Here is a 26,246-nt window from a genome sequence, read left to right as displayed (position 1 = left end):
TGTCCACCTCTTCCCATTCCGAACAGAGAAGTTAAGCCCGCCAGAGCCGATGGTACTGCAGTAACATGTGGGAGAGTAGGTCGGTGCCCAATTTTATAATCAGCCCGGTAGTTTCAGTACTACCGGGCTTTTTTGTGCGTTGTTTTCCGTGGCTTTTCGTATTTTTGGGTATGGACGAGCGTGTTGTGGAGTGGGTGCTGAAAGGTCAGCGTCTTTTGCTTCTCCCGGAGAAGGCAATATTTTGGGTACAACAGAAGATACTCATTGTCTCCGATCTCCATATCGGTAAAGTTGGCCATTTCAGAAAGGCAGGAATCGCCATTCCCAAATTGCTTGAACAGGAAGAGCTTTCCGTTCTTACGGATCTTATAGAGCAATATAAGCCAGGACAGATTATTTTTTTAGGTGACCTGTTTCACAGCGAGCATAACGACGACTGGAACTGGTTGGTTCTTTGGTGTGGGTTATTTCCCGAAGTTGAAATGATCCTTGTTAAAGGAAACCATGACATACTTCATCCCGACTACTATGCAAATGCCGGATTTAAAGTTTTTGATGAGCTTGTGTTAGCGCCATTCAAGTTTACTCACGAGCCTGAAGAATCAGACTGTCAGGGGGACTTCTATTGCATAAGCGGACATATACATCCTGCGGTAAAACTGAGAGGCGCGGGACGGCAGTCTACAGTACTATCTTGTTTCTATTTTAAGCGATATCAAGCTATTATGCCGGCGTTTGGCAGGTTCACAGGTAAGTACTGCCTGGAGGCTGATGAATCGGCGGAGATCTTCGGCGTATTAGGCAGCAAAGTACTCCATCTCAATGCTTAGACTGTTTCTAAATTAGGTGAATAAGCCGTTTATTAATGAAATACGTTATATTATTGTCTTAGTATTAAATACTTTTGCACTTCTACATAAAATTCAAGAAAGGAAATGGGCAGTTTAAGTAAAGGTTTCTCCTCTACCCTGGGGAAGAAGTTAATAATGGGATTGACAGGTTTGTTTCTTAGCCTGTTTCTCGTAATCCATCTTATTGGTAATCTTCAACTTTTCAATGATGATGGAGGGAAGGCGTTTAATGAGTACTCATACTTTATGACTCATTTTCTGCCAATCAAGATCGTATCGTATGTGTTGTATTTGTCAATCATACTTCACGCCGTTTACGCTGTTATTATAACAATGCGTAATAAAAAAGCGAGATCTGTTGAATATGCGCAGGTCAACGGAGCAGCAAATAGTACCTGGAGTTCACGCAATATGGGAATTTTGGGAACAGTGATTCTGGTTTTCATCGTTATACACATGAAAACATTTTGGGCAGAGTACCATTGGGGAGGTCTTCCATACGTACAATATGAAATGAGCCTGCAGAATCCAGAGGTTGTTCGCGTAACGCAGTTGCCTTTTGATGGAAATCCTTTGGTGCACACAAAGTTCGTTGATGTGCAGAACCAGACCGAAGTGGTGGTAGCTAAGGATCTTTATTTTGTTGTTCAGCAAGCTTTTCAGCAAGAATGGTATGTGATACTATACGTCATTTCTATGATTGTTCTTGGTTTCCATTTGTATCATGGCTTTCAAAGCGGTTTCCAAACGCTTGGCTTTGATCATGTAAAGTACAAACCGATCATCGACTTTGTTGGTCTGTGGGTATTTAGTATAATCATTCCTGCGGTATTTGCGTTAATGCCGATTTACATGTATTTCGCTCACTAAGATGAATCCTTCCCTAAGGGGATAAATATAATTTTGAAATGATATTAGATTCAAAAATTCCTCAGGGTCCGTTAGCTGAAAAGTGGACCAAACATAAATTTAATCTTAAGCTGGTTAACCCCGCTAATAAGAGAAAATATACTGTTATTGTTGTAGGCTCGGGCTTGGCTGGTGCTTCGGCTGCGGCTACGCTAGCAGAGCTTGGATATAACGTTAAGGCTTTTTGTTTTCAAGATAGCCCCAGACGTGCACACTCCATCGCTGCACAGGGTGGAATAAACGCTGCCAAGAATTATCAGAATGATGGTGATAGTGTATACCGTTTGTTTTACGATACGATAAAAGGTGGTGACTACCGGGCACGTGAAGCAAACGTTCATCGTTTAGCTGAAGAGTCAGTTAATATTATCGACCAGTGTGTTGCGCAGGGAGTGCCTTTCGCACGTGAGTACGGTGGTTTACTTGATAACCGTTCATTCGGAGGCGCGCAGGTATCGCGTACATTTTATGCGAGGGGCCAGACCGGACAACAGTTATTGCTAGGTGCATTTTCTGCTTTAAACCGTCAGATTAATGCAGGTAAGGTTGAGATGTATAACCGTCATGAGATGCTGGACCTGGTTACTGTCGATGGCAAGGCAAAGGGGATTATCACCCGGGACTTGCTTACAGGAAAAATAGAATCGTTCGCGGGCCATGCTGTGCTTCTTTGCACGGGTGGGTACGGTAACGTATTTTATCTGTCGACCAATGCCATGGGTAGCAATACCACAGCGATCTGGAGAGCATATAAAAAAGGCGCGCTTTTTGCGAATCCATGCTATACGCAAATTCACCCTACGTGTATTCCGGTAACCGGGGACCATCAGTCGAAACTAACATTGATGTCTGAGTCACTCCGTAACGACGGTCGTGTTTGGGTACCAAAGACGCAGGAGATGGCGGAGCGCGTTCGAAAGGGGCAGCTTAAGCCGCAAGATATCAAGGAAGATGATCGTGATTACTTCCTGGAAAGAAAATATCCTTCTTTTGGTAACCTGGTTCCCAGAGATGTGGCCTCGCGTAATGCTAAAGAAGCATGCGATGACGGCCGTGGAGTAGGTGCCACCGGTAAATCCGTTTATCTGGATTTTGGCGAGGCTATAGGCCGTCTGGGCAAGAGCGCAGTAGAGGCTAAGTATGGCAACCTCTTCGATATGTACTACCAGATCACTAACGAGAATCCTTACGAGATGCCAATGCGTATCTATCCTGCAGTACATTATACGATGGGAGGACTATGGGTTGACTATAACCTGATGACTACTATACCGGGGCTTTATGCTTTGGGTGAGTGTAATTTCTCAGATCATGGTGCCAACAGGCTAGGTGCATCAGCCTTGATGCAGGGCTTAGCTGATGGATATTTCGTAATTCCTTATACTTTGGGAGATTACCTCGCTACCACCGGACCTGCTCCGGTTGATACTTCACATCCTGCTTTCGCAGAAGCGAAGAAGAATGTTGAAGATCAGATCAATACTTTCCTTTCCATGAAAGGAACCAAGACGCTTGACGAGTATCATAGAGACTTAGGTTTGATCATGTGGGAGTACTGTGGAATGGCCCGTAACGAGGAAGGACTTAAGAAAGCAAAAGGACTGATTCAGGAACTGAAAGCTGACTTCTGGAAAAACGCTATTGTCCTGGGAGAAAATGAAGAGATGAACATGTCTTTGGAGAAGGCGGGACGAGTTGCTGACTTTATCGAGCTGGGTGAACTTATGGTTGATGATGCTTTAAATCGTAAAGAGTCTTGCGGTGGTCATTTCAGGGAAGAAAGCCAGACGGAAGAGGGAGAGGCAAAACGCGACGATGAGAACTTTGCATATGTAGCTGCCTGGGAGTTCAAAGGTGACAATGTCGCTTCTGAACTGCACAAAGAGGAACTGGTATTTGAGAATGTGAAGCTGACCCAACGTAGTTATAAATAGTTTAAAAGAAATCTAGAGAAGCCATGAGTGGAAACATGAATTTAACCCTTAAGGTCTGGAGACAGAAAAATGCTACAGAAAAGGGGAAATTTGTAACATATAAAGCAGATGATATATCGCCAGATATGTCGTTTTTGGAAATGCTCGATGTTGTAAATGAGCGTTTAGTAAAAAAGAAAGAAGATCCTATTCATTTCGATCATGATTGTCGTGAAGGTATTTGCGGAATGTGTTCCCTGTATATCAATGGACGGCCGCATGGCCCTAAGCGAGCGATCACTACTTGCCAGTTGCATATGCGTAGCTTTCATGATGGCGAAACGATCACGATTGAGCCCTGGAGAGCTACTGCCTTTCCTGTAATCAAGGATTTGGCGGTAGACAGATCAGCTTTTGATCGGATTCAGCAGGCCGGAGGTTATGTTTCTGTTAATACAGGAGGCGTGCCGGATGCGAATGAAATAGCTATCCCAAAGGTAATAGCTGATGAAGCGTTCAACTCAGCTACATGTATTCAATGTGGGGCTTGTGTGGCTGCGTGTAAGAATGCATCGGCATCTTTGTTTGTATCAGCAAAGATTTCACAACTTGCGTTGTTACCTCAGGGACAGCCTGAACGTTACCGCCGTGTACAGGCAATGGTAGCGCAGATGGACGAGGAAGGTTTTGGAAATTGTACGAATACGGGAGCTTGCGAAATCGAATGTCCGAAGGAAATTTCTATAACGAACATCAATAGAATGCGTCGCGATTTTTATAACGCTAAGTTTTTTAAAGAAGAAGAGATTAATTAATTATTTTTGTGCCACGAGGCAAGGAGATATTGTGAGAAAGGCCCAGTTGCGAAAGCACTGGGCCTTTTTATTTTGAGGGTTACAGAACATATGTTTTCGTGTCTTGTTGTTTGTGAAATTTTAAATCACATACATGACGATAACTTTTCACGGTGGAGCTGGCACTGTTACAGGGAGCAAGCATCTCATAAAACTCAAAAACGGGACACAAATCTTGCTTGACTGCGGGATGTTTCAGGGTCTTGGCGAAGATACGGAGGAGCTTAACGGACACTTCGGCTTTAATCCTGCTAAGGTTGATTATCTGATCTTATCACATGCACACATAGATCATTGTGGATTAATACCACGTATGGTGGCTGAAGGCTTCAGGGGGACGATCTTTTCAACCGCTCCTACCATGGATCTGGCGAGGGTTCTATTGAATGACTCGGCAGGCATTCAGCAGAACGATGCGGCTTATATGAACCGCAAGAGGGAGAAAAGGGGGTTGACACCGATTAAACCTCTCTATACTGAAGATGATGTTGTTGAAGCCATGCGTCTTTTTAAGATAGTTGATTATAACGAGGACTTCGAGATTGACCCTCGTATAACGCTATGTTTCACTGACGCCGGACATATCGTTGGAAGTGCGGCAGTCCATCTATCGTTATTGGAAGACGGGAAGTATACTCAGCTCAGTTTTAGTGGTGATGTGGGAAGGTACGGGGATATGCTGCTCAAGAGTCCGCAAACGTTTTCTCAGGCGGATTATATTATTCTCGAATCGACATATGGAGACTCGTATCACAAAGACCTTGAGCCAATTGAACGTCAGCTGCACGAGATCATCCATCAGACCTGTGTACTTAAAAAGGGGAAAGTTGTTATTCCGGCTTTCAGTGTGGGAAGAACCCAGGAACTTTTGTTTGCGTTAAACGCACTTGAGCTGAAGGGAATTCTCCCTGATGTGCCCTTCTATGTGGATAGTCCGCTATCGGAAAAAGCAACCACTGTATTGAAAGAGCACACAGAAGTCTACAACAGTAGAGTGCAACAGATTTTAAAGTATGACGAGGATGTGTTCCACTTCAAGGGCCTAAAATTTATACATTCAGTAGAAGAGTCGATTGCATTGAATGAAGATCCACGGCCCTGTGTGATTATATCGTCGTCAGGAATGGCAGAGGCAGGCCGGGTAAAGCACCATATCCGGAATACGATATCGAATGACAGGAACACCATCCTAATTGTTGGTTATTGTGAACCGAGGTCACTTGGCGGACAGCTGATGTCGGGGAAGAAGGTTGTGGAAATTTTTAGCGAGGAATATGACGTCCGATCTGAAGTCCGGGTGATCAGATCCATGAGCGCTCACGGTGACAGCGAGGATCTGCTGAAATTTTTGTCATGCCAGGACCCTGAGCAAGTAAAGCGAATTTTTCTCGTACATGGAGAAGATCAGGTTCAGCGAATATTTGCAGGTAAATTAAGAGATATCGGATTTAAAAATGTGTCAATCCCTGAACAGCACCAAAGTATTGATCTTTAGCTACCAAAGGCGACAATTGAAGCCAGTGTTCAGGAGCCCTTTAAGAGCAGGTACGCTGAGGTAGCTGAATGTGGTAGCTTCCTGTGTGCGGCTTTCTTTTATATGACTGAGAGTAACCAGCATGGCGAGCAAAGCTGGTATCAATAACATTATAAACGGTGAGATAGCGGTTGATTTGGTTTTCATGTCTTTAATACTTAAATCAAATCAACACTATCTTTTCTGTTATCTAAAATTAATTAGACTAATGGCCTTAAATAATCGATGAACGGGCTGTACTTGGTGCTAGTACTTAAAGCTATTTACAATAAGTTCTGTTTGCAGAACCCTTGTTTCAAACTCGGTGACCGGCTTTTTACTTTCAATCAATTGGATTAAGAGCTCCATCGCCGCTTGTCCCATTTCGAATGCGGGCTGTCTGACAGCTGTGATCGGCGGGTTGAACAAATCGACCACATTTGAGTTGGTAAAACCTGCTATCTTTATTCCTGAAAAGTAATCAGGGGCTATTTTTTTTATAGCATGCAGGCATCCAGTGCTTAACTTATCCTGCGCAATGAATATGGCATCCGGCCTATCGTTGAGTGCCAGCAGTTCTTTAGTAGCATCATCTATTTCCACCTGGTTGATTCCACCGTGGCCGCAGAATTTTACATAACTCTCATTGAAAGGAATGTTATGGTCTTCTAATGCGGCTTTATACCCGTCGAGCCTCTCACCAGTAACCGATAAGTGTGCAGAGCTCGTAAAGTGTGCGATTCTTTTGTGTCCTAGCTTGATAAGATAGTCTGTAGCGTCATAAGCGCCTTTGAAGTTGTCGGCGATGACTTTGTGCGTTTCTATTTCTGAAGTTATTCTGTCAAAGAGCACGATTGGGAGACCCTTTTGATGAAGATCTTTGAGATAGGATACGTCAGCGCTCTCAGATGAGAGGGAAATCAACAGTCCATCAACTGAGCGAGATGCAAGGTGTTCTACATTCAGTACTTCACGATCGAAACGTTCGTGGCTTTGCGTTATGGTTACATTGTATCCAGCTGTGTAAGCGACAGATTCCATTCCATTTATCGCCTGGGAGAAAAAGTTGTTTGCAATTTCACAAACGACGATTCCTATCGAATAGCTGCGTCGTTCTTTAAGGCTAAGTGCAATAGGATTGGGGCGATAGTTTATCTTCTCTGCATAAGCGGTTACAATTTTTTTCGTTTCTTCGCTAATCTCATAACCTCCGCGCAGAGCCCTCGAAACGGTTGATGTTGAAAGGCCCAGGGCTTTGGCTATGTCCTTAATTGTTACTGTATTAAATCTCATTTTTTACCCGATTAGGACAATGATATTGTAAGGCTAAGATACTTAATAAAATCACTCATTATAGCAACAAACATGATAGCCAATAAGCGTCTGACTATTACATTCTAACTTTTGTCGGGAACGATTGCACAAAAATAAGGTGGCTTATCCTGTTATTTAGACAAGGCTGTTCTTATATTGCGTTGTAATACCAATAATTATAAAACCTGCTTATTTAACGTAGCTATCGATCCAATAGCCAGCATACCAGCGATTATGAAAGGAAACATAGTAAGAATTCAATTCCTAAAAATCCCGAAATTATTCGTCCGGACTTCCGGAATTATACCTTTGGGAACGACTCGATGTGTATCAGGTAAATCTGACGATTGCCGTTAGTCTGAACCTGGTAAGGGGTTCTATCAAAATCTCCCTGGCTGTAATAGAGGCGGATAATTGTAATTGTAATTCATGCGTTTGAGGATGGGACATGAAAAGAGAGGTTGGGAGTGATGCTATGGGCGGAACGAAAGGAGTGAAAATTATGATTATTGATCAATGCTTGAGAGCATTGGATTTGTTTGAAATAATTCCGTACACACAACATTATAATTTAGAAATGATTAAGAAAGTTCAAAAATTCAAGTGGCTATTGATCACTTTAGTATTCATGTCCTTTACTTCACCTGCGGAAAAAGCCATTACGGTATATCTGGTAGGCGACTCGACGATGTCTCAAAAGCAAGTTAAAGCTTATCCGGAAGCTGGATGGGGCATGCCCTTTGCGTTTTTTTTCAAGTCTGAAGTACGCGTAGATAACCGGGCGCAAAATGGGCGCAGCACGAAGTCATTTTTAAATGAGAAGAGATGGTCTTCAGTGATGGATAGTTTGAAAGAGGGAGATTATGTATTGATACAATTTGGGCACAATGATGAGATCCAGACGAAGAAGAATGCCACTACAGAGGCAGAGTTCCGATCGAATCTCCTTAGGTTTGTAAAGGACACCAGAAGTAAGAAGGCCAATCCGGTTTTGATAACGGCGGTAGCGAGAAGGAAATTCGATCAAGCTGGAAAGCTCGAGGACACTCATAAGGTATATTCCGAGATAGTAAGACAGGTATCCAGGTCTGCGGACGTACCTCTGGTGGATCTAGATAAGATGAGTCAGGCCTTATTGACTGACATGGGTCCTGAACAATCCAAGCTTCTTTATAACCATCTCCTGCCCGGGGAGCATCCTAACTATCCGAACGGTATGAAAGACGATACGCATTTTAACGAATTCGGAGCCAGAAAGATGGCTCAACTGGTGCTTTCGGAAATACGGTCGTTGAAATTAGGGCTTGCTGACTATATTGTTACAAAAGACAAGTAATTGATAAGATGAAGACGTTTTTACTTTTTTGCCTGATTAGCTGCTTTGTAGCTGAGACAGCCGCGCAAAAGAATGCAGATTTTGTTGTTGCTGCAGACGGGAGCGGCGATTTTAGAACGGTTCAGCAAGCGATAAATGCCGTTCCTGATTTCAGAAAAACCGCTACAGTTATCTTTATTAAAGATGGCGTATATAAGGAAAAACTTATCGTTGCCGGCTCCAAGGCGAGAATCAAGTTTATCGGCGAAAGTGTGGAGAATACGATCTTGACTTATGATGATTATAGCGCAAAAAAAAATGTTTTTGGAGAGGATATGGGTACTTCAGGCTCATCAAGCGTCTATATTTACGGAGATGAGTTTAGTGCTGAAAATATAACCTTTCAAAACTCATCAGGACCTGTAGGGCAGGCTGTCGCTGTTTGGGTTGCCGGGGATAAAGTGCAATTTAAGAATTGCCGTTTTTTGGGTTTTCAAGACACACTTTATACGTATGGGTATAAAAGCAGACAATACTATAAAGACTGCTACATAGAGGGAACTGTCGATTTTATCTTCGGATCGTCTACAGCGGTTTTTGAGAATTGCGAGATTTTTTGTAAAAAGTCCGGCTATATCACAGCTGCTTCTACGCATGACAGTACCAAGTACGGCTATGTTTTTCTAGACTGCCGGATTAAGGGCAATGGGAGCCCGGGCAGTTTTTATTTAGGTCGCCCATGGCGTCCGTATGCAAAGACGGTATTTATTAGATGTGCTATGGATGATATCGTCCATCCGGTTGGTTGGAATAATTGGGGAAAAGAGTCTAATGAGAAAACGGTGTATTATGCGGAATACAAGAATACCGGAGAAGGTTTCAAGCCGGGAAAGCGCGTGACATGGTCACACCAGTTGTCAGATTTGCAAGTTCAGGAATACGAAATAGTGAAGATATTTGACGGCTGGGTTCCAGATAAATAAAGAAGGCCGGTATTAGATCCGGCCTATGATAAGGGAAGATGCCCAACGTCAAGTTACTCGTTTGCGGCTTTTCCTAAAGATGCAAGTATTCCTCCGTCTACATAGAGAATGTGTCCGTTCACAAAATCGGAAGCTTTGGATGAGAGAAAAATTGCAGCTCCTTGTAAATCATCGGTTTCTCCCCATCTTGCAGCCGGAGTGCGACTAATGATGAAATCGTTAAAAGGATGGCCATCTACGCGAATAGGTGCCGTTTGGGATGTTGCAAAATAGCCGGGACCTATTCCGTTAACCTGGATATTGAAAGGAGCCCATTCGGTAGCCAGATTTTTAGTTAGCATTTTGAGGCCTCCCTTGGCTGCTGCATAAGCGCTCACGGTGTTTCTTCCTACCTCGCTCATCATTGAGCACATGTTAATTATCTTTCCTGCCCGACGTTCGATCATTTGACGACCGATGTGTTTTGCCATGATAAATGGTCCTGTAAGATCTATCTTCAAAACCTGTTCCCAGTCGGCAACATCCATGTCTATTACGGGTATCCGTTTTATAATGCCGGCATTATTTATCAGGATATCGATGGGACCGACCTCTTTTTCAATTTTAGCAACGTTAGCGATCACGGCAGGTTCATCAGTTACATCGAAAAGGTATCCGCTAGCCTCGATACCCATTCTCTTATACTCTTCAATAGCCTGATCGAGTTTTTCCTGTGAAATGTCATTGATAATTAGTTGAGCACCTGCGTGAGCAAGGCCGGCGGCCATTGACATACCCAAGCCATGTGTTGCTCCGGTCACCAAGGCTCTTTTACCTGTAAGGTCAAATAAAGAAAGGGACATTTTAATCAATTATGATGTGAAATAATTTGTTAGTGAAGTATTGCAAGGTTGTAAATAAATTCCGTCAAAAAAATGATCTTAATCATCCTGCATGCTTTTTAGTCATGCGGAGAATTGATGATCCTAAAAAATGCGTTTATTTGTAGAGTCCCGGTCATATTTCAAATAACCCATGAAGCAGTTAGTTAATTTGTGTATAAACAGTAGTTTTGCAGCACATTTTATCTTAAAAAGTAATGGGCAACAATTCTTTATTTGATTTATCGGGCAAGGTCGCTCTGGTAACAGGGTGCAACCGCGGCATTGGGAAAGCGATGGCAGAGGCACTTGCTGAAGCAGGAGCTGACATTATCGGAGTTTCGGCTACGTTAGAGCTAAGCGGGAGTGAAACGGAGAAGGCTGTGCGTGCGTTGGGGAGAAACTTCAAAGCATACCAGTGTGACTTTAGTAACCGTACTGCAGTTAAGGACTTTTTAAAGAAGGTTCTGGCCGAAAACGAGGTGATTGATATTCTTGTTAACAATGCGGGCACGATTTTAAGGCAGCCTGCTGCTGAACACTCAGACGAGTTCTGGGATAAAGTGATTGAGATTAATCTGAACAGCCAGTTTTTGATCAGCCGCGAGATCGGCGCCAGAATGATTAAGAACGGGTCGGGTAAGATCATATTTACAGCGTCTTTGCTAACATTTCAGGGTGGTATCAATGTTCCTGGATATGCTGCGAGTAAAGGTGCGATTGGTAGCTTGGTTAAAGCGCTCGCCAATGAATGGGCGTCGAAAGGTATTAATGTCAACGGTATTGCACCGGGATACATTTCGACCGATAATACAGAAGCGCTCAGAAATGATGAGGACAGAAGTAAATCGATACTCGGGAGAATACCTGCAGGACGATGGGGTGAGACGGACGATTTCAAGGGTCCGGTTATCTTTCTTGCATCAAAAGCTGCTGATTATGTACATGGAACCATCCTGACGGTTGACGGCGGCTGGATGGGACGTTAAGTTTAAACTAATAATTTTGAATTATGATAATGAATCAACGGTATGCACAAGGCCCTAAAGAAGTAGCGTCTTTAGGCACTGCAGAACTTCGTGCGAATTTTTTGTTAGAAGATCTCATGCAGGCAGGTCAGTTCAATTTCACTTACTCTCATTATGACAGAGCTATTACTGGAAGCGTAGTCCCTGTGGATGAAGCGTTGGAACTTCCTGTATACGAGAATCTGCGTGCTGATTATTTTCTTGAGAGGCGTGAGCTGGGTGTTATAAATGTTGGAGGAGATGGAAAGGTATCTGTCGACGGTACCGAGTATGAAGTAAATAGATTAGATGCAGTTTATGTTGGAAAGGGTTCAAAGTCTGTAATTTTCTCCAGTGTTTCAGCAGAAAATCCTGCAAAGTTTTTCCTTTACTCAGTACCTGCTCATAAGGAATATCCTCATCAGCTGGTGAAAAAGGAAAATGCCTTCCCGACAACTGTTGGAAGCAAGGATACTGCTAACGAGCGCACCATATATAAATATATACACCTCGAGGGTGCCAGAAGCTGTCAGATGGTTATGGGCCTTACTATCTTAAGTACCGGTTCTGTATGGAATACCATGCCGTCGCATGTTCATGACCGTCGAATGGAGTCGTATTTTTATTTCGATGTTCCAGAAGATCAGGTAGTTTTCCACTTCATGGGTCAGCCACAGGAGACGCGGCATTTAGTGGTTCAGAATCACCAGGCAATCATTTCGCCTCCATGGTCAATTCATTCTGGTGGAGGTACTTCCAACTACGGATTTATATGGGCAATGGCTGGAGAGAATCTGGTCTATTCTGATATGGACGCTGTGGCGATTAAGGATTTGAGGTAAAGTAGTTGATAATGCAACAAATTGTTTAACCAACAATTTGTTGCATTATCACTCTGCAATGTTGCTTTAATTCGACCTAAATTATAAACGGTACATCTAAATTTTGCTGGTACTCGATCGCCCTGGAAACGCTCGGGATGGTATCAAGCTTTTACCAAATGTTGATATTGCCAGTGCGGCAGGTCAGAGTGCAGCTCTTGACGCATATTTGATAGAAAGTGCGAAGGAGTTCGCCGGAGAGTTCTTGAGATGGCCAGAGCTTAGAAGAACTGGTAAGCTTAAAGACTTTAATGCAAAGTACAATTATGACATCAAGAAGGTGGGGGTAGACATCGCATTTAAGGGGCTTGACGGGCAAGATAAAATTTACCGTCCGATCCCGCAGGACGCGATTGATTTAAATGAAGCAGAATTTCCTCAAAATCCTGGATACCAAAAATAATCAGCTGCATTGTACCTTAATATAGGGGAAAACAAGAGGGATCTGGCTATAGCCAGATCCCTCTTGTTTTATATATCGACATCGTTACTTCCGATAACGTTTGCGTAAATTTATATTTCTATTTCATCTTTTTTTCAGGCTAAAGTCTGTAATCTTGCTTAAATCGTTTATACTAACCATATAAAGATTAGATAATTGAAACATTAGCTGAGTGATAGGGATGACCTGATGCCTGTAATTGGTATATCGTTCAGTGCTTAATAGGAAAGATGAACAACACACAAAAATTAAAGATAGCGATAGTAGCCGCAGTCTTACAGTTGACTGGATTTCATTCGTTTTCTCAGTCTCATTTGCCCTCCTGGCCAATCAGTGTTTTACCTATTGTTGAAAAACCCGTCTTCAAAGCAGATACATTTAATATTGTTGGGTATGGGGCTGTCAATGATGGTTTAACTTTGAATACGAAGAGTATTAATGCGGCTATTGAGGCCTGTAGTAAAAACGGTGGTGGTGTTGTTCTTATACCTGCTGGTTTGTGGTCTACTGGTCCGGTTGAATTAAGGAGTAATGTTAACTTACATCTGCAAAGTGATGCAGTGTTAAGCTTCACACGCGACAAGTCACAGTATAAGTTGATTGAGGCGAATTGGGAAGGTCTTGCAGCAGTGAGAAATCAATCACCGATATCGGGTACGGGTCTTGTAAACGTGGCTATTACGGGAAAAGGAATCGTTGATGGAAACGGCGACGCCTGGAGGATGGTTAAGCGTGAAAAGTTAACCGCCAACCAATGGAATAAACTGGTTGCTTCCGGAGGAGTTGTAGACAAAGAGGGTAAAATATGGTATCCATCAGCGAGTTCACTAAAAGGATCTCAAACTAAGAACGCCGGTGCTCTAGCTCCTGGAAAGACAGCGAAGGACTACGATGATGTAAAAGATTTTCTTCGACCTAATCTGCTCGTTTTAACTAAAAGCAAGAATGTTTTATTAGAGGGTGTGACATTTCAGAATTCGCCTGCCTGGAACATTCATCCTATTATGTGCGAAAATATCACCATCAATAACATCCTGGTTAGAAATCCCTGGTACGGTCAAAATGGCGACGGGCTGGATCTTGAATCGTGCAAGAATGTAGTCTTAGAGAACAGCGTGTTTGATGTGGGTGACGATGCAATATGTATTAAGTCGGGAAGGGACGAGCAGGGCCGTAAAAGAGGAATGCCTACCGAGAACGTTCTTGTAAAAAATTGTACTGTTTATCATGCTCATGGCGGTTTTGTGGTAGGTAGTGAGATGTCAGGAGGTGCCAGAAATCTCTTTGTAACTGATTGTGCTTTCATTGGAACGGACATCGGCTTAAGGTTCAAAACCACTCGAGGAAGAGGTGGTGTAGTGGAAAAGGTATATATAAGGAATATCGTGATGAAAGACATTCCTGGTGATGCTGTCTTGTTTGATATGTACTACGGTGCAAATAGTCCCGTTTTTTCAAAGGATGGTGCCGGGGAACTACCGAAAGGGGCTATAATGCCGGTAACAGAGGAGACGCCGCAATTCAAGGACATCCATATTAATAATCTTGTTTGTGACGGGGCATCAAGAGGTATATTCGTGAGGGGCCTGCCTGAAATGAACATTCACGATATCTTTCTGGAGAATATCACCATTCAGGCAAATAAAGGCATTCAGACACAGGATGCAAAAGGTATTCACTTTAAAAATGTAAATTTGATTGTTAAGGATACTAAGCCTGTTGTAGACATATTGAACAGCAACGGATTGACTTTTGAGGGCCTTAGATACAACCAGGAAGCGGAAGTTCTTTTTGAGATTAAGGGGGATAAAAGCGCTGATATCCTCGTTAGGAGTTCGAATTTGAAGAGCGCCCAAACCATCGCCGAATATAAATATGGGGCGACTAAAAAGGCGTTAAAAATCAAATAAGATCTTTATGAAGAAAATAACAGTAATCATCGCTCTGGCACTTGTATTTAGTTTGCAAAGCTTTGATGTTAAAGCGCAGAGTGCTCCCTTGTCTGAAAGGATGACGGCTACTGTGCTCGACATTTGGAGCGATTCTCTATGGACAGGACGTCCTTTTAAATGGACATATGATCAAGGCGTAATCCTCGAGGGGGTGGCTGCTGTATGGCAGCGTACAGGAGATAAGAAGTATTTTGATTATATCAAAAAGAGTATGGACTTCTTCGTTACTGAAGACGGAAACATACGTACTTATGACAAGAGCTCCCACAATATTGACAATATTAAAAACGGAAGGGCGCTACTGTTGCTGTACAACGTAACCGGTCAGCAGAAATATTTGAAAGCGGCGCAGCTCCTGCGTCATCAATTGGAAGAGCACCCGCGTACCAAAGAGGGCGGATTCTGGCATAAACGAATCTATCCTTATCAGATGTGGCTAGACGGTCTTTATATGGGGCAGCCTTTCTACGCCGAGTATTCTGCAATAACGAAAGACACCAAAGCATTCGACGATATCGCTAACCAGTTTATCTTCATGGAGAAAAATTCCAGGGACCCTAAGACTGGCTTATTATATCATGCCTGGGATGAATCTAAGGAGCAACGATGGGCCAATAAGGAAACAGGCCGTTCTCCTCATGTCTGGGCTAGAGCAATGGGTTGGTACGGCATGGGACTTGTAGATGCTCTGGAATATTTTCCCGCAGACCATCCTGGAAGGAAAAAACTAATTGATATACTGAATCGATTTACTGAAGCCGTATCAAAAGTACAACAGCCTTCAGGACTATGGTATGACATTATTGACGTGCCTGAAGGAAAAGGTAATTATCTGGAATCTTCTGCTGCCAGCATGTTTGTGTATGCTATCGCAAAAGGTGTGAGGCAGGGGTATCTTCCTGAGCGGTATCTTTCAGTCGCCAAAAAAGGCTTTGAAGGCATGAAGGAGAAGTTCGTTGAAGAAGTAAATGCCGAAAGGATCAATTTTAAAGGAACCGTTACTGTTTCAGGGCTGGGTGGTAAACCCTACCGTGATGGAAGCTATGAGTACTACATGAGTGAGAAGGTTATTACGAACGATCCTAAAGGTGTAGGCGCCTTCATCAGTGCTGCGAACGAGATGGAACTTGTAGCGTGGCCGAAACCAGGTCTAGGAAAGACAGTTACTCTGGATTACTATTTCAATAACGAACGCAAGAAAGGGCCGGTCGGACAGGACATCCGTTATCATTATACTTGGGAAGATCAGGCAAATAGTGGATTTTCTTTCTGGAAGAATCTCTTCAATTACGCTGGAGCAAAGACTACAAGTCTGGAGGAAGCTCCATCTGCCTCCAATCTTAAAAATTCATCCGTGTATATCATTGTTGATCCCGATACGGAGAAGGAAACAGGGAAGCCAAATTTTGTTAGTCAGAAGGATATAGCGGAAATTTCCAGTTGGGTGAAGGCAGGAGGTGTTCTCGTATTGATGTCAAATGATATCGGTAACTGCGAGTTTAAGAATTTTAATAAGCTGTCTCAGGCGTTTGGGATTATATTTAATGAAGACCAGCGAAATACGGTTAAAGGAAATCAGTTTGAAATGGCTGCGGTTAATGTTCCTGCTGATAATCTTATCTTTAAAACCGCAAAGAAGTTATATATTAAGGAATTAAGCACTTTAAAGTTATCAGGAACGGCTCAACCGGTTATCATTGACAAAGGGGATGTTATTATTGCTACGTCAAAAGTCGGTAAAGGTACTGTCGTTGCTGTTGGGGATCCTTGGTTGTATAATGAATATGTAGATGGCCGTAAATTACCTGCTGATTTTGACAACTATGCTGCTGCGAATGATCTGACCAAATGGCTGTTAAAGCAGGCAAAAAAAATAAATGAGAACACCTTCTGAGGAAGTTTAATACATAGAGGATATGAAACAGTTTTTAGACGACAATTTTTTATTAACTAATCGCACCGCTGAGCGTCTTTATCACGAGTACGCAAAAGAAATGCCTATTATAGATTATCATAATCATCTGATTCCTGAGCAGATAGCGAATGATGTTAGCTTTGAAAATCTCACTCAGGTGTGGCTGTATGGAGATCACTATAAGTGGCGTGCAATGCGGACCAACGGTGTTAACGAGGACTATATCACTGGCCATAAAAGTGATTTTGAGAAATTTGAAAAATGGGCTGAAACCGTTCCTTATACGATGAGAAATCCTCTTTATCACTGGACTCATCTGGAACTACGGCGTTACTTCGATGTAAATGATATTCTGTCGGGTAGTACTGCAAAGAAGGTGTATGATGCGTGTAATGCAAAGCTTGCGACTCCCGAGTATTCAGTAAGGGGACTTCTCAACAAAATGAAAGTTGAGGCAGTTTGCACAACTGATGATCCTATTGACTCGTTAGAGCATCATCAAAAAATTGCTGCTGAAGGCATTGCTTTACAAGTTAGGCCAACATTCCGTCCGGACAAAGCCATGGCTGCTGACGATGTAACCGGATTGAATGAATACATTGCTAAAGTCGAAAAAGTAACAGACCTGAATATTTCAGATTTTGATACCTATCTAAAAGCATTGAAGCAGCGTCATGATTACTTCGATAAAAATGGTTGCCGTGTTTCGGATCATGGTTTAGAGCAGATCTATGCTGAAGACTATACCGAAGAGGAGATTAGCAAGATTTTCCTGAAGATCAGAAATAACGCAGGGCTAACGGAGCTTGAAGTATTGAAGTTCAAGTCTGCCATGCTCGTGCACTTCGCAAAATGGGATCATGAAAAAGGATGGGTTCAGCAGTTCCACTTAGGCGCGCTGAGAAATAATAACCGCCGTATGCTTTCCATTTTGGGTCCGGATACCGGGTGGGATTCTATCGGTGATTTCAGCCAGGGAAGACAGTTATCAAAGTTTCTGAATGGCCTGGACACTAGTGATCAGCTCGCTAAAACAGTTATCTATAACCTGAATCCGGCAGATAATGAGCTTATTGCAACGATGATCGGTAACTTCAACGATGGTTCCGTTGCTGGTAAGGTACAGTTTGGTTCCGGTTGGTGGTTCCTTGATCAAAAGGACGGTATGATCAAGCAGATGAACGCACTTTCCAATATGGGGCTGATAAGCCGCTTTATCGGAATGCTTACAGATTCAAGAAGCTTTCTTTCTTACCCACGTCATGAGTACTTCAGAAGAATCCTTTGCAATCTTTTTGGTGAAGAAGTTGAGAACGGAGAACTACCTAATGACATTGATTGGATAGGCAAAGTGATTAAGGATATCTGCTATTACAATGCAAAAAATTATATAAGCTGGTGATAAGTAAAGTATTGTGCTTTGGAGAATTGTTGTTGAGGGTGTCTCCATCTTCTGGTGAGGACGCAGAAAAACACCCTTTCATATTGTATGTAGGTGGGGCTGAGGCAAATACAGCTACGGCTCTGGCAGGCTGGAATGTTCCCGTAAAATACTGTACGGTCTTGCCCGACAATTTCATGTCAAAGTACGTCACGGATTACCTCGAATACAAAGGTATCTATACGTCATCTGTCATCTTTGCAGGTGACCGTATAGGGGTGTATTATCTGGATAGAGGCGCTGATCTGAAAAGTAGTGTCGTTTATGACAGAGAGCATTCCTCTTTCGCTAATCTGAAGAGGGGAATGATTGACTGGGATAAAGTCTTACGGGATGTTTCCTGGTTTAATTTCACGGCGATTAGTCCTGCCCTTAATGCAAATGTCGCCGACGTTTGCCTTGAAGCCCTGGAAGCTGCATCCCGTAAAAATATACGTATATCTGTAGATTTGAACTATCGTTCCCGACTCTGGAAATACGGTAAAGAACCAATGGAGGTGATGCCACAGTTAGTAGAATATTGTGACGTGGTTATGGGAAACATTTGGTCGGCCAACAGTCTGCTCGGTACATCGATTGATAATAATATTCATGACAAAGGAACAAAGCAAGCCTACCTTGATCATGCAAAAAGTACGTCTCGTGAGATAATGGATCGCTTTCCGAAGTGCCAGACCGTGGCAAATACATTCCGTTTCGACAGTAACAAGAAAGATCTTCTGTATTATACCACTCTCTATACCAATGGTGAGCAATACAACTCACCTGAGCACAGAACAGTGGGCGTAGTAGACCGTTCTGGTAGTGGCGATTGTTTCATGGGCGGATTAATTTACGGTTCCTATCTGCAACACGATCCACAGGAGACCTTGAACTATGCTACAGCAGCAGCATTTGGCAAGCTTCAGGAGCAAGGCGACGCAACTGGTCAGGACGTACTTCGTGTCGCAAAAATTAACAAAGAAAGTCAAGAAGATTAATAAAAGTAAGACATAAAAAAGTATGCAATTAAATAAAAAGGTTTATCCGGGTTTTGTTAGCCGTCCGGAGAAAGTATTACAGTTTGGAGAAGGTAACTTTCTGCGTTGTTTCGTAGACTGGATGTTTCATGAGTTAAACAAGAAGACAGATTTCAATGGGTCTGTGATTGCCGTGCAGCCAATTGACAAGGGAATGGTTGATATGCTGAATGAGCAGGATGGCCTGTATACTCTGTATCTGAGAGGGCTAAAAAATGGCAAGCCTGAGAGTATTCACGAGACAATAGACGTAATCAGCCGTGGTATCAACCCTTATACTGACTTTCAACAGTATTTGAAAACTGCGGAACTTCCTGAAATGCGCTACATCATTTCCAATACCACAGAAGCTGGCATCGCGTATGATGATCAGGATGAAGCGACTGCTACGCCTCCAAATTCATATCCGGCAAAGCTTGCTGTATGGTTAAAGCACAGGTTCGAAACTTTCGCAGGCGACCAGGCCAAAGGGGTCCATATTATCCCGTGCGAGCTTATCGAAAAGAACGCTGACAACCTTAAGCGTATCCTTCTTCAGCTGGCGCGGAAATGGGACTTCAGTGTGGAGTTCATTAACTGGTTGGAATCAGCATGTACTTTTAGCAATACACTTGTTGACCGCATCGTTCCCGGATACCCAAGAGAGCGTATTGCGGAAATTACTGAGGAGCTTGGTTATGAGGATAAGCAAGTTGTAGAGGGTGAGCACTTTCATTTATGGGTGATTGAGGCTCCGGAATCTTTACAGAAAGAGCTTCCATTTCCTTCAATTGGTCTTGATGTATTGTATGTAAAAGATATCACTCCTTACCGTACCCGTAAGGTTAGAATCTTGAATGGTGCACATACTACTCTTGTTCCTGTTGCCTATCTTTATGGTATTGATACAGTTAGAGAAGCAGTAGAGCATCCTGTTGTAGGAAAGTTCATCAAGGAAGCTATCTTTGACGAGATCATCCCAACGTTAGATCTTTCGAGAGAAGAGTTAGAGAAATTTGCAGGAGAGGTAATTGATAGGTTCAGAAATCCGTACATCAAACATTTGCTCATGAGTATTTCTCTGAACTCGTTCCCTAAATTTGAAACAAGGGTACTTCCTTCTGTCTTAGAGTATATCAAAAGAGAAGGAAAGGTACCGCAAAAACTGGCGTTCTCTCTTGCAGCAACAATTGCCTTTTATAGAGGTAAAAGAGGCGAAGAAGAGATTTCCTTAAATGATGACGCTGCGATCCTGGTATTGTTAAAGAACGCCTGGAGCAAGTATGACGGAACAGATGAGTCAATAGAAGACGTGGTAAGAGAAGTGCTAGGTTATGAAAAGAACTGGAAGTTAAATTTAAACGCTGTTGAAGGTTTGACTAATTCGGTGACGACCCATTTGGTGAATATCACCAAAAATGGAATGGAAAAAGCTATAGAGACGGTATAATAAGGAAATGGGCATATAATGAAAGAGCTAATTAAAATACATTCCCGCGATAACGTGGTTATCGCTCTGAGGAACTTTAGTCAAGGTGAGACAATAGAGGTAGAAGGAGCCACAATAGAGCTGCTTAATGATATCGAGCGTGGACATAAGATAGCGATAGCTGAGATTCCCGAAGGTGGAGACGTACTGAAATACGGTTATCCAATTGGTAAAGCCACAGCCGATATCAAAATCGGTGAGCATGTTCACGTTCAGAACGTAAGGACTAAATTAGGGGAGGTATTTGATTATTCCTATAATCCTGCACTTCACGAACTGGCGCATCCTCAGCGTAATATGACCTTTGATGGTTTTAGACGCAAGAACGGTGACGTGGGGATTCGTAATGAGATCTGGATCGTACCTACTGTTGGTTGTGTAAACGGAATAGCGGAGCAGATCATCCGCGAATTTAAGGCGGAAGTTAATCCTACTGACATTGAAGGTATCGAGGTGTTTAAGCATAGCTACGGTTGTTCTCAGTTGGGCGATGACCATGAGAATACACGTGCGATACTATCAGATATCGCGCTGCATCCCAATGCTGGAGGAGTGCTTGTACTAGGCCTAGGGTGTGAGAATAACCGTATAGACGAGTTTGAAACAGGACTTGGAGACTATGACAAAAGCCGTATTAAATTCCTTTCGAGCCAGAAAGTTGGTGATGAGGTAGAGGCTGCAATAGAACTTTTGAAAGAAATTTATGCCGAGGTGCGTCAGGACAGAAGAGAACCTATTCCGATATCAGAACTTAAGGTTGGATTAAAATGCGGAGGATCTGACGGTCTATCGGGCATTACAGCTAACCCTCTGGTAGGATATTTTTCTGACTTCCTGATCAGCCAGGGAGGAACAACGATTCTCACGGAGGTTCCTGAAATGTTCGGGGCAGAGACTATACTGATGGATCGTTGCATTAACGAGAACGTTTTCGAGAAGACTGTTCACCTCATCAACGACTTTAAACAGTACTTCATTGACCAGAAGCAGCCTATTTATGAGAATCCATCTCCAGGTAATAAAGCAGGTGGAATCTCCACGCTGGAAGATAAGTCACTTGGTTGTACGCAAAAAGGCGGTATTGCAAATGTAGTGGACGTATTGAAATATGGCGAGCGTTCTAAGGAAAAAGGTCTGAACCTCCTTAGTGCACCTGGTAATGACCTGGTAGCGACTACAGCTTTGGGTGCTTCAGGGTGTCACATTGTTCTGTTCACCACAGGTCGCGGTACTCCATTCGGTAGCTTCATTCCAACATTGAAGATCGCTACGAACTCTGATCTAGCATCAAGAAAACCACATTGGATTGACTATAATGCCGGGCCACTTGCGGAGGATAAGACCTTTGATGAGGCGTTGGAAGAATTCGTAGACAAGATTGTACGTGTTGCCAGCGGCGAGAAAGCACATCATGAAAATTCAGGCTTCCGAGAGATCGCTATCTTTAAGACAGGAGTAACGCTGTAACTCTCAAAGTTCACAGTTTAAAAAAAGGACCGGTTCTGGTGAACCGGTCCTTTTTTGTTTGGATAAGTTACAGTCAATATTAGTCTTTTTTGACTTTTATGACCAATTTCTTAATAACACCCTCGCCAATCATAGGAGCATGTACATCTTCGGGAAAGAAGATCGCAAATTGGCCAGCTTTCAGCTCGAAATACATTCCCGGTTCGTCATTGAAGAAAATGACATCTTTCTCAGGGTTGTAAGAATCTTTAGGATCTGTACACTGACTGCGGGTACTCCATCCCATTTTTTCTCTTTCGGAGATACAAACCTGAATATCGATGAAGTTATCGTGTGCTTCAAACTTGGCAGCGTCGATTGCCACGCCTTCCTTAGCCGATACCGCGGCATGTAGATCCGCTCCATCAATCTGGAATTTACTAACTTCCAGGGCATTAAGATCCTGAGATTTTAGGAATTCAAACGCCTTTTCAAAACGGGGATGAACGCTATAATATTTTGATGCGTTCTCTAATGAATCTATGATCATAAAATTGGTTTTAAATGAAAAATCCGCCATTAAAGATAATTAAGGCGGATTTTTCTATAAATGATTAATGTTATCTCTGAACCCGGCCTGAAGCATCACCTTTCATCAAGGTATTAACTTCTGACAAAGTAGCGTGGTTAAGGTCACCAGGAATAGTGTGTTTCAAGGCAGAAGCCGCAACACCGAACTCCGCAGCCTCGTTCATAGGCATGCCAGTTACTAAGCCGTAAATGAAACCACTTGCAAAAGAGTCTCCACTGCCTACACGGTCAACAATACGAACTTCGTACTGTTTAGTGTGGTAGAATTCGTTTCCGTCATATACCAAAGCAGACCATCCGTTGTCAGATGCACTGTGACTTTCGCGAAGCGTTGAAGCGATGTATTTGAAACCGAATTTTTCTTTCATTTGTTTGCATACATCCTTGTATCCATCCAGGTTCAACTCACCTTTAGTGATGTCGGTACCAGCGCTCTTGAATCCCAAAGAGGTTTCCGCATCTTCTTCGTTTCCGATACAAACATCAACATATTTACAAAGCTCAGTCATCACTTCCCTCGCTTTTTCTTTGCTCCAAAGTTTTTTGCGGTAATTAAGGTCGATACTTGTCGTAATCCCCTTTGCTTTTGCAGCTTTTAACGCCGCAAGAGTTAAGGCAGCAGCCTTGTCACTCAAAGCAGGAGTGATACCTGTAGTATGGAACCAATCAGCTCCTTCAAATATAGCATCGAAATCAAATTCGGAAGCATCAACATCAGCGATTGAGGCATCAGCACGATCATAGATAACTTGTGAAGCACGTGCAGATGCACCGGTCTCAAGGAAATAAATACCTAATCTCTTGCCACCGCGTGCGATATATTGAGTATCAACACCGTATCGACGGATATGATTTATAGCAGCTTGTCCTAATGCATTATCAGGCACCTTACTTACAAATACTCCATTAAGACCATAGTTAGACACAGCAACAGCTACGTTTGCCTCACCACCGCCATAAGTAACATCGAAAGAATCACTTTGGACAAAACGCTCAAATCCTGGAGTGGAAAGACGCATCATGATCTCTCCTAGGGTTACAACTTTTTTTGACATCTTAATACTATAAATTAATATTATAAAGGTTTGATAATAGAATGATCAAAAATACTTTAATAAAGTCAGACCATACCCACCTTTGATGTTTCTTTTATGAAAATATTACGCAATCGTTTCCGAGGAAAGTAAAAAGATTAAAGATTTGTATTTATTTCGAAAGTCTCAATGAAATGAGCTTTTTATTAAAAAGTTTGCAATTTTAGGCCGTATTATAATATATGACCCTCGTCATCTTTAAAATAAACATAGCATAAAATTTATACATTTATGCTAAATATATTTCCTAGAAAATTTAGAAAAATGAGCAAGAAAGAAGAAGTTTTAAAAGTAATTCCTGAACAAGGGATTTTACCACTTTATTTCAACAAAGACGCACAAGTAAGTATCGATTTACTGAAAGCTTTATACAGCGCTGGAATCAGAGCAGTAGAATATACAAACCGTGGTGAGGCTGCTTTAGAGAACTTCAAAAAGATGCGTGAGGTTATTGATGCAGAAATGCCTGGAATGTACTTGGGTGTTGGTACTATTAAAGACGCTGCTTCTGCACAGGCATTTATAGACGCGGGAGCTGACTATATTATCAGTCCCGGACTTGTAGATGATGTAGCAGAAGTATCTGATAAAAACGGAATGCTTTGGGTACCTGGTTGCATGACGCCTACCGAAATTATTAAAGCAGAAAAAATGGGTGCTAAGTTCGTAAAACTTTTCCCTGGAAACATTCTAGGCCCGTCATTCCTATCAGGAATTAAGGAATTGTTCCCGAATTTATTGTTCATGCCTACCGGAGGTGTCGATTTGGGTCGCGATAACATTCAAGGTTGGTTCAAAGCCGGAGTATGTGCTGTAGGGATGGGAAGTAAGCTCGTTACGAAGGACATCATGGAAAATAAAAAGTACGACGAGCTAGTTACACTAACCAAAGAAGTAATTGAAACAATTAAGTCTGTTAGATAGACAGATTGCCAATAAACACTAAATTAAACTAAATGGGTACTAAGAAAGCAAGTAATTACAGATGGACGATTTGTTCCATGTTGTTCTTTGCTACAACAATTAACTATCTGGACAGGCAGGTTCTTTCTCTTACATGGAAGGATTTTATTGTTCCGGAATTCCACTGGACGAATAATGATTACGGTAATATTACCGCGTTATTCTCTATCTTTTATGCAGTAAGCATGTTATTCGCCGGCCGGTTTGTCGACTGGATGGACACTAAGAAGGGATTTCTTTGGGCTATAGGAGTATGGTCCGTTGGAGCCTGCTTACACGCTTATTGTGGAATCGCAACCTCCGGTATCCTTACAGGAAATTGGTTTGTTGGTTTTGAAGGTGCAAAGGAATCGATCGCCATGGTTGACAATACAGCAATGGTTGTCACCACGAGTGTTACTTTATTCATCTTTGCCCGTTTCGTTTTGGCAGTTGGAGAGGCAGGGAATTTCCCCGCAGCGATAAAAGCGACTGCTGAATACTTTCCTAAGAAAGACAGAGCGTTATCAACCAGTATCTTCAATGCTGGAGCTACCGTAGGTGCATTAGCCGCTCCAATCACAATACCCTTCATCGCTAAAGCGTGGGGATGGGAAATGTCATTCATTATTATCGGGGCATTAGGCTTTGTATGGATGGGGGCCTGGATATTCTTGTATAAGAAACCTGAACTTAATCCGAAGGTCAACGCAGAGGAGCTTTCCTACATCCAACAGGATGTTGACGTAAGCTCAATGACGCTTGCCGACCCTGTAGAAGAAGCTGCGAGGAAGATCTCCTTCAAAGATTGCTTTAAATACAAGCAAACGTGGGCATTTGCCTTTGGTAAATTTATGACTGACGGTGTTTGGTGGTTCTTTTTGTTCTGGACTCCGGCTTACCTGAGTTCGGTATACGGTATGGATACAACTGAAAGTGCGCTTCCTCTTTTCGTACTGTATATGATTACTCTTCTTTCGATCATCGGAGGATGGTTGCCATCTTATTTTGTTGATAAGAAAGGAATGAACCCTTACGACGGTCGTATGAGAGCAATGTTGATCTTTGCATTCTTCCCTCTGCTTGCTTTGCTTGCGCAACCTTTGGGTCAGGTCTCTTACTGGTTGCCTGTCATCATTATTGGTATTGCTGGAGCAGCTCACCAAGCGTGGTCCGCTAACATATTTTCCACAGTTGGCGATATGTTTCCAAAGAAAGCAATCGCCACTATCACGGGTATCGGTGGTATGGCGGGAGGTGTTGGATCCTTTATGATCAATAAAGGATCTGGGGTTCTGTTTGATCATGCAGGACAGACGCAAATGGTTTTTATGGGCTTCAAAGGCGAAGAAGCAGGATATTTCATCATCTTTTCTATCTGTGCGGTAGCTTACCTTATAGGGTGGGCAGTTATGAAATCCCTTGTTCCGGTATATAAGCCGATTACGGATTTGTAACTTGATATAGTTTCATAAACATTAGATACAACAAGAGGCCCCCTGCTTGAAAGCAGGGGGCCTCTTGTTGTATCTAATG

23 protein-coding genes and 1 rRNA gene are annotated in these 26,246 nt (G+C 42.6%); 19 read left to right on the top strand and 5 right to left on the bottom strand.

Annotated features, from left to right (window positions below):
• From rrf to ACKI5J_RS02040, 6 genes are all read left to right on the top strand, one after another.
• Nucleotides 1-92 (top strand): 5S ribosomal RNA (rrf, locus tag ACKI5J_RS02065); the annotation flags it as partial.
• 78 nt (nucleotides 93-170) lie between these two features.
• A complete protein-coding gene (gene pdeM / locus ACKI5J_RS02060; RefSeq protein ID WP_407426010.1) occupies nucleotides 171-830 on the top strand; it encodes a ligase-associated DNA damage response endonuclease PdeM in 660 nt (219 codons plus the stop codon).
• A gap of 105 nt (nucleotides 831-935) precedes the next feature.
• Nucleotides 936-1,721 carry a succinate dehydrogenase cytochrome b subunit gene (locus tag ACKI5J_RS02055; protein ID WP_407426008.1) on the top strand — a complete coding sequence of 262 codons (786 nt, stop codon included), beginning with the start codon at nucleotides 936-938 and terminating at the stop codon, nucleotides 1,719-1,721.
• 38 nt (nucleotides 1,722-1,759) lie between these two features.
• Nucleotides 1,760-3,694 carry a fumarate reductase/succinate dehydrogenase flavoprotein subunit gene (locus ACKI5J_RS02050; protein ID WP_407426006.1) on the top strand — a complete coding sequence of 645 codons (1,935 nt, stop codon included), beginning with the start codon at nucleotides 1,760-1,762 and terminating at the stop codon, nucleotides 3,692-3,694.
• A gap of 35 nt (nucleotides 3,695-3,729) precedes the next feature.
• Nucleotides 3,730-4,488: a succinate dehydrogenase/fumarate reductase iron-sulfur subunit gene (locus tag ACKI5J_RS02045; protein WP_407426004.1), complete on the top strand. Its 759-nt coding sequence runs from the start codon at nucleotides 3,730-3,732 to the stop codon at nucleotides 4,486-4,488.
• Nucleotides 4,489-4,621: 133 nt separating this feature from the next.
• On the top strand, nucleotides 4,622-6,022 hold the full coding sequence (locus tag ACKI5J_RS02040; RefSeq protein WP_407426002.1) for an MBL fold metallo-hydrolase RNA specificity domain-containing protein: 1,401 nt from the start codon (nucleotides 4,622-4,624) through the stop codon (nucleotides 6,020-6,022).
• Here ACKI5J_RS02040 and ACKI5J_RS02035 read toward each other — a convergent pair whose 3' ends face one another.
• Together ACKI5J_RS02035 and ACKI5J_RS02030 are read right to left on the bottom strand one after the other, a co-directional pair.
• The gene (locus ACKI5J_RS02035) at nucleotides 6,023-6,208 is read right to left on the bottom strand and encodes a hypothetical protein (protein ID WP_407426000.1); all 186 of its coding nucleotides are present in this window, start codon (nucleotides 6,206-6,208) and stop codon (nucleotides 6,023-6,025) included.
• A gap of 99 nt (nucleotides 6,209-6,307) precedes the next feature.
• Nucleotides 6,308-7,333, bottom strand: a complete 1,026-nt coding sequence (locus ACKI5J_RS02030) for a LacI family DNA-binding transcriptional regulator (protein WP_407425998.1) — start codon at nucleotides 7,331-7,333, stop codon at nucleotides 6,308-6,310.
• 469 nt (nucleotides 7,334-7,802) lie between these two features.
• Here ACKI5J_RS02030 and ACKI5J_RS02025 point away from each other — a divergent pair, with 469 nt between their 5' ends.
• Nucleotides 7,803-8,690 (top strand): rhamnogalacturonan acetylesterase, encoded by an 888-nt coding sequence (locus tag ACKI5J_RS02025; protein ID WP_407425996.1) that lies wholly within the window; start codon nucleotides 7,803-7,805, stop codon nucleotides 8,688-8,690.
• 8 nt (nucleotides 8,691-8,698) lie between these two features.
• Nucleotides 8,699-9,652 carry a pectinesterase family protein gene (locus ACKI5J_RS02020; protein WP_407425994.1) on the top strand — a complete coding sequence of 318 codons (954 nt, stop codon included), beginning with the start codon at nucleotides 8,699-8,701 and terminating at the stop codon, nucleotides 9,650-9,652.
• A 53-nt stretch (nucleotides 9,653-9,705) separates the two neighbouring features.
• Here ACKI5J_RS02020 and ACKI5J_RS02015 read toward each other — a convergent pair whose 3' ends face one another.
• Entirely contained in the window at nucleotides 9,706-10,494 is a 789-nt protein-coding gene (locus ACKI5J_RS02015) for a gluconate 5-dehydrogenase (protein ID WP_407425992.1), read from the bottom strand.
• 236 nt (nucleotides 10,495-10,730) lie between these two features.
• Here ACKI5J_RS02015 and ACKI5J_RS02010 point away from each other — a divergent pair, with 236 nt between their 5' ends.
• The 9 genes from ACKI5J_RS02010 (at nucleotide 10,731) to ACKI5J_RS01970 (ending at nucleotide 22,104) form a co-directional block, all read left to right on the top strand.
• Nucleotides 10,731-11,501 (top strand): SDR family oxidoreductase, encoded by a 771-nt coding sequence (locus ACKI5J_RS02010; protein WP_407425990.1) that lies wholly within the window; start codon nucleotides 10,731-10,733, stop codon nucleotides 11,499-11,501.
• A gap of 23 nt (nucleotides 11,502-11,524) precedes the next feature.
• Nucleotides 11,525-12,361, top strand: a complete 837-nt coding sequence (kduI, locus tag ACKI5J_RS02005) for a 5-dehydro-4-deoxy-D-glucuronate isomerase (protein WP_407425988.1) — start codon at nucleotides 11,525-11,527, stop codon at nucleotides 12,359-12,361.
• A 103-nt stretch (nucleotides 12,362-12,464) separates the two neighbouring features.
• On the top strand, nucleotides 12,465-12,803 hold the full coding sequence (locus ACKI5J_RS02000; protein WP_407425986.1) for a RagB/SusD family nutrient uptake outer membrane protein: 339 nt from the start codon (nucleotides 12,465-12,467) through the stop codon (nucleotides 12,801-12,803).
• Nucleotides 12,804-13,072: 269 nt separating this feature from the next.
• Nucleotides 13,073-14,752, top strand: coding sequence for a glycoside hydrolase family 28 protein (locus ACKI5J_RS01995; RefSeq protein WP_407425984.1), 1,680 nt, complete (start codon nucleotides 13,073-13,075; stop codon nucleotides 14,750-14,752).
• 7 nt (nucleotides 14,753-14,759) lie between these two features.
• Nucleotides 14,760-16,688, top strand: coding sequence for a glycoside hydrolase family 88 protein (locus tag ACKI5J_RS01990; RefSeq protein ID WP_407425982.1), 1,929 nt, complete (start codon nucleotides 14,760-14,762; stop codon nucleotides 16,686-16,688).
• A 22-nt stretch (nucleotides 16,689-16,710) separates the two neighbouring features.
• Nucleotides 16,711-18,111, top strand: a complete 1,401-nt coding sequence (uxaC, locus tag ACKI5J_RS01985; protein WP_407425980.1) for a glucuronate isomerase — start codon at nucleotides 16,711-16,713, stop codon at nucleotides 18,109-18,111.
• Nucleotides 18,108-19,130, top strand: coding sequence for a sugar kinase (locus ACKI5J_RS01980; protein WP_407425978.1), 1,023 nt, complete (start codon nucleotides 18,108-18,110; stop codon nucleotides 19,128-19,130). The genes uxaC and ACKI5J_RS01980 overlap by 4 nt, the downstream gene beginning before the upstream one ends.
• A gap of 22 nt (nucleotides 19,131-19,152) precedes the next feature.
• Complete coding sequence (locus ACKI5J_RS01975) at nucleotides 19,153-20,598, top strand: tagaturonate reductase (RefSeq protein WP_407425976.1); 1,446 nt, start codon at nucleotides 19,153-19,155, stop codon at nucleotides 20,596-20,598.
• Nucleotides 20,599-20,616: 18 nt separating this feature from the next.
• The gene (locus ACKI5J_RS01970) at nucleotides 20,617-22,104 is read left to right on the top strand and encodes a UxaA family hydrolase (protein ID WP_407425974.1); all 1,488 of its coding nucleotides are present in this window, start codon (nucleotides 20,617-20,619) and stop codon (nucleotides 22,102-22,104) included.
• Between the two features lie 79 nt (nucleotides 22,105-22,183).
• On the opposite strand, the gene ACKI5J_RS01965 is transcribed toward ACKI5J_RS01970, so the two are convergent.
• Together ACKI5J_RS01965 and ACKI5J_RS01960 are read right to left on the bottom strand one after the other, a co-directional pair.
• The gene (locus ACKI5J_RS01965; protein WP_407425972.1) at nucleotides 22,184-22,633 is read right to left on the bottom strand and encodes a YhcH/YjgK/YiaL family protein; all 450 of its coding nucleotides are present in this window, start codon (nucleotides 22,631-22,633) and stop codon (nucleotides 22,184-22,186) included.
• Nucleotides 22,634-22,703: 70 nt separating this feature from the next.
• Complete coding sequence (locus ACKI5J_RS01960) at nucleotides 22,704-23,729, bottom strand: PfkB family carbohydrate kinase (protein WP_407425970.1); 1,026 nt, start codon at nucleotides 23,727-23,729, stop codon at nucleotides 22,704-22,706.
• 270 nt (nucleotides 23,730-23,999) lie between these two features.
• Between ACKI5J_RS01960 and ACKI5J_RS01955 the strand changes: the two genes are divergently transcribed.
• Together ACKI5J_RS01955 and ACKI5J_RS01950 are read left to right on the top strand one after the other, a co-directional pair.
• Nucleotides 24,000-24,692: a bifunctional 4-hydroxy-2-oxoglutarate aldolase/2-dehydro-3-deoxy-phosphogluconate aldolase gene (locus ACKI5J_RS01955; RefSeq protein WP_407425968.1), complete on the top strand. Its 693-nt coding sequence runs from the start codon at nucleotides 24,000-24,002 to the stop codon at nucleotides 24,690-24,692.
• Nucleotides 24,693-24,724: 32 nt separating this feature from the next.
• The gene (locus tag ACKI5J_RS01950) at nucleotides 24,725-26,167 is read left to right on the top strand and encodes an MFS transporter (protein WP_407425966.1); all 1,443 of its coding nucleotides are present in this window, start codon (nucleotides 24,725-24,727) and stop codon (nucleotides 26,165-26,167) included.
• The last annotated feature ends 79 nt before the right edge of the window (nucleotides 26,168-26,246 follow it).

The sequence above is a fragment of the Arcticibacter sp. genome (assembly GCF_045629565.1).
GTDB lineage: Bacteria > Bacteroidota > Bacteroidia > Sphingobacteriales > Sphingobacteriaceae > Arcticibacter.
Note: the sequence above shows the minus strand (reverse complement) of the source record. Positions and strands in the feature narration are given on the sequence as shown.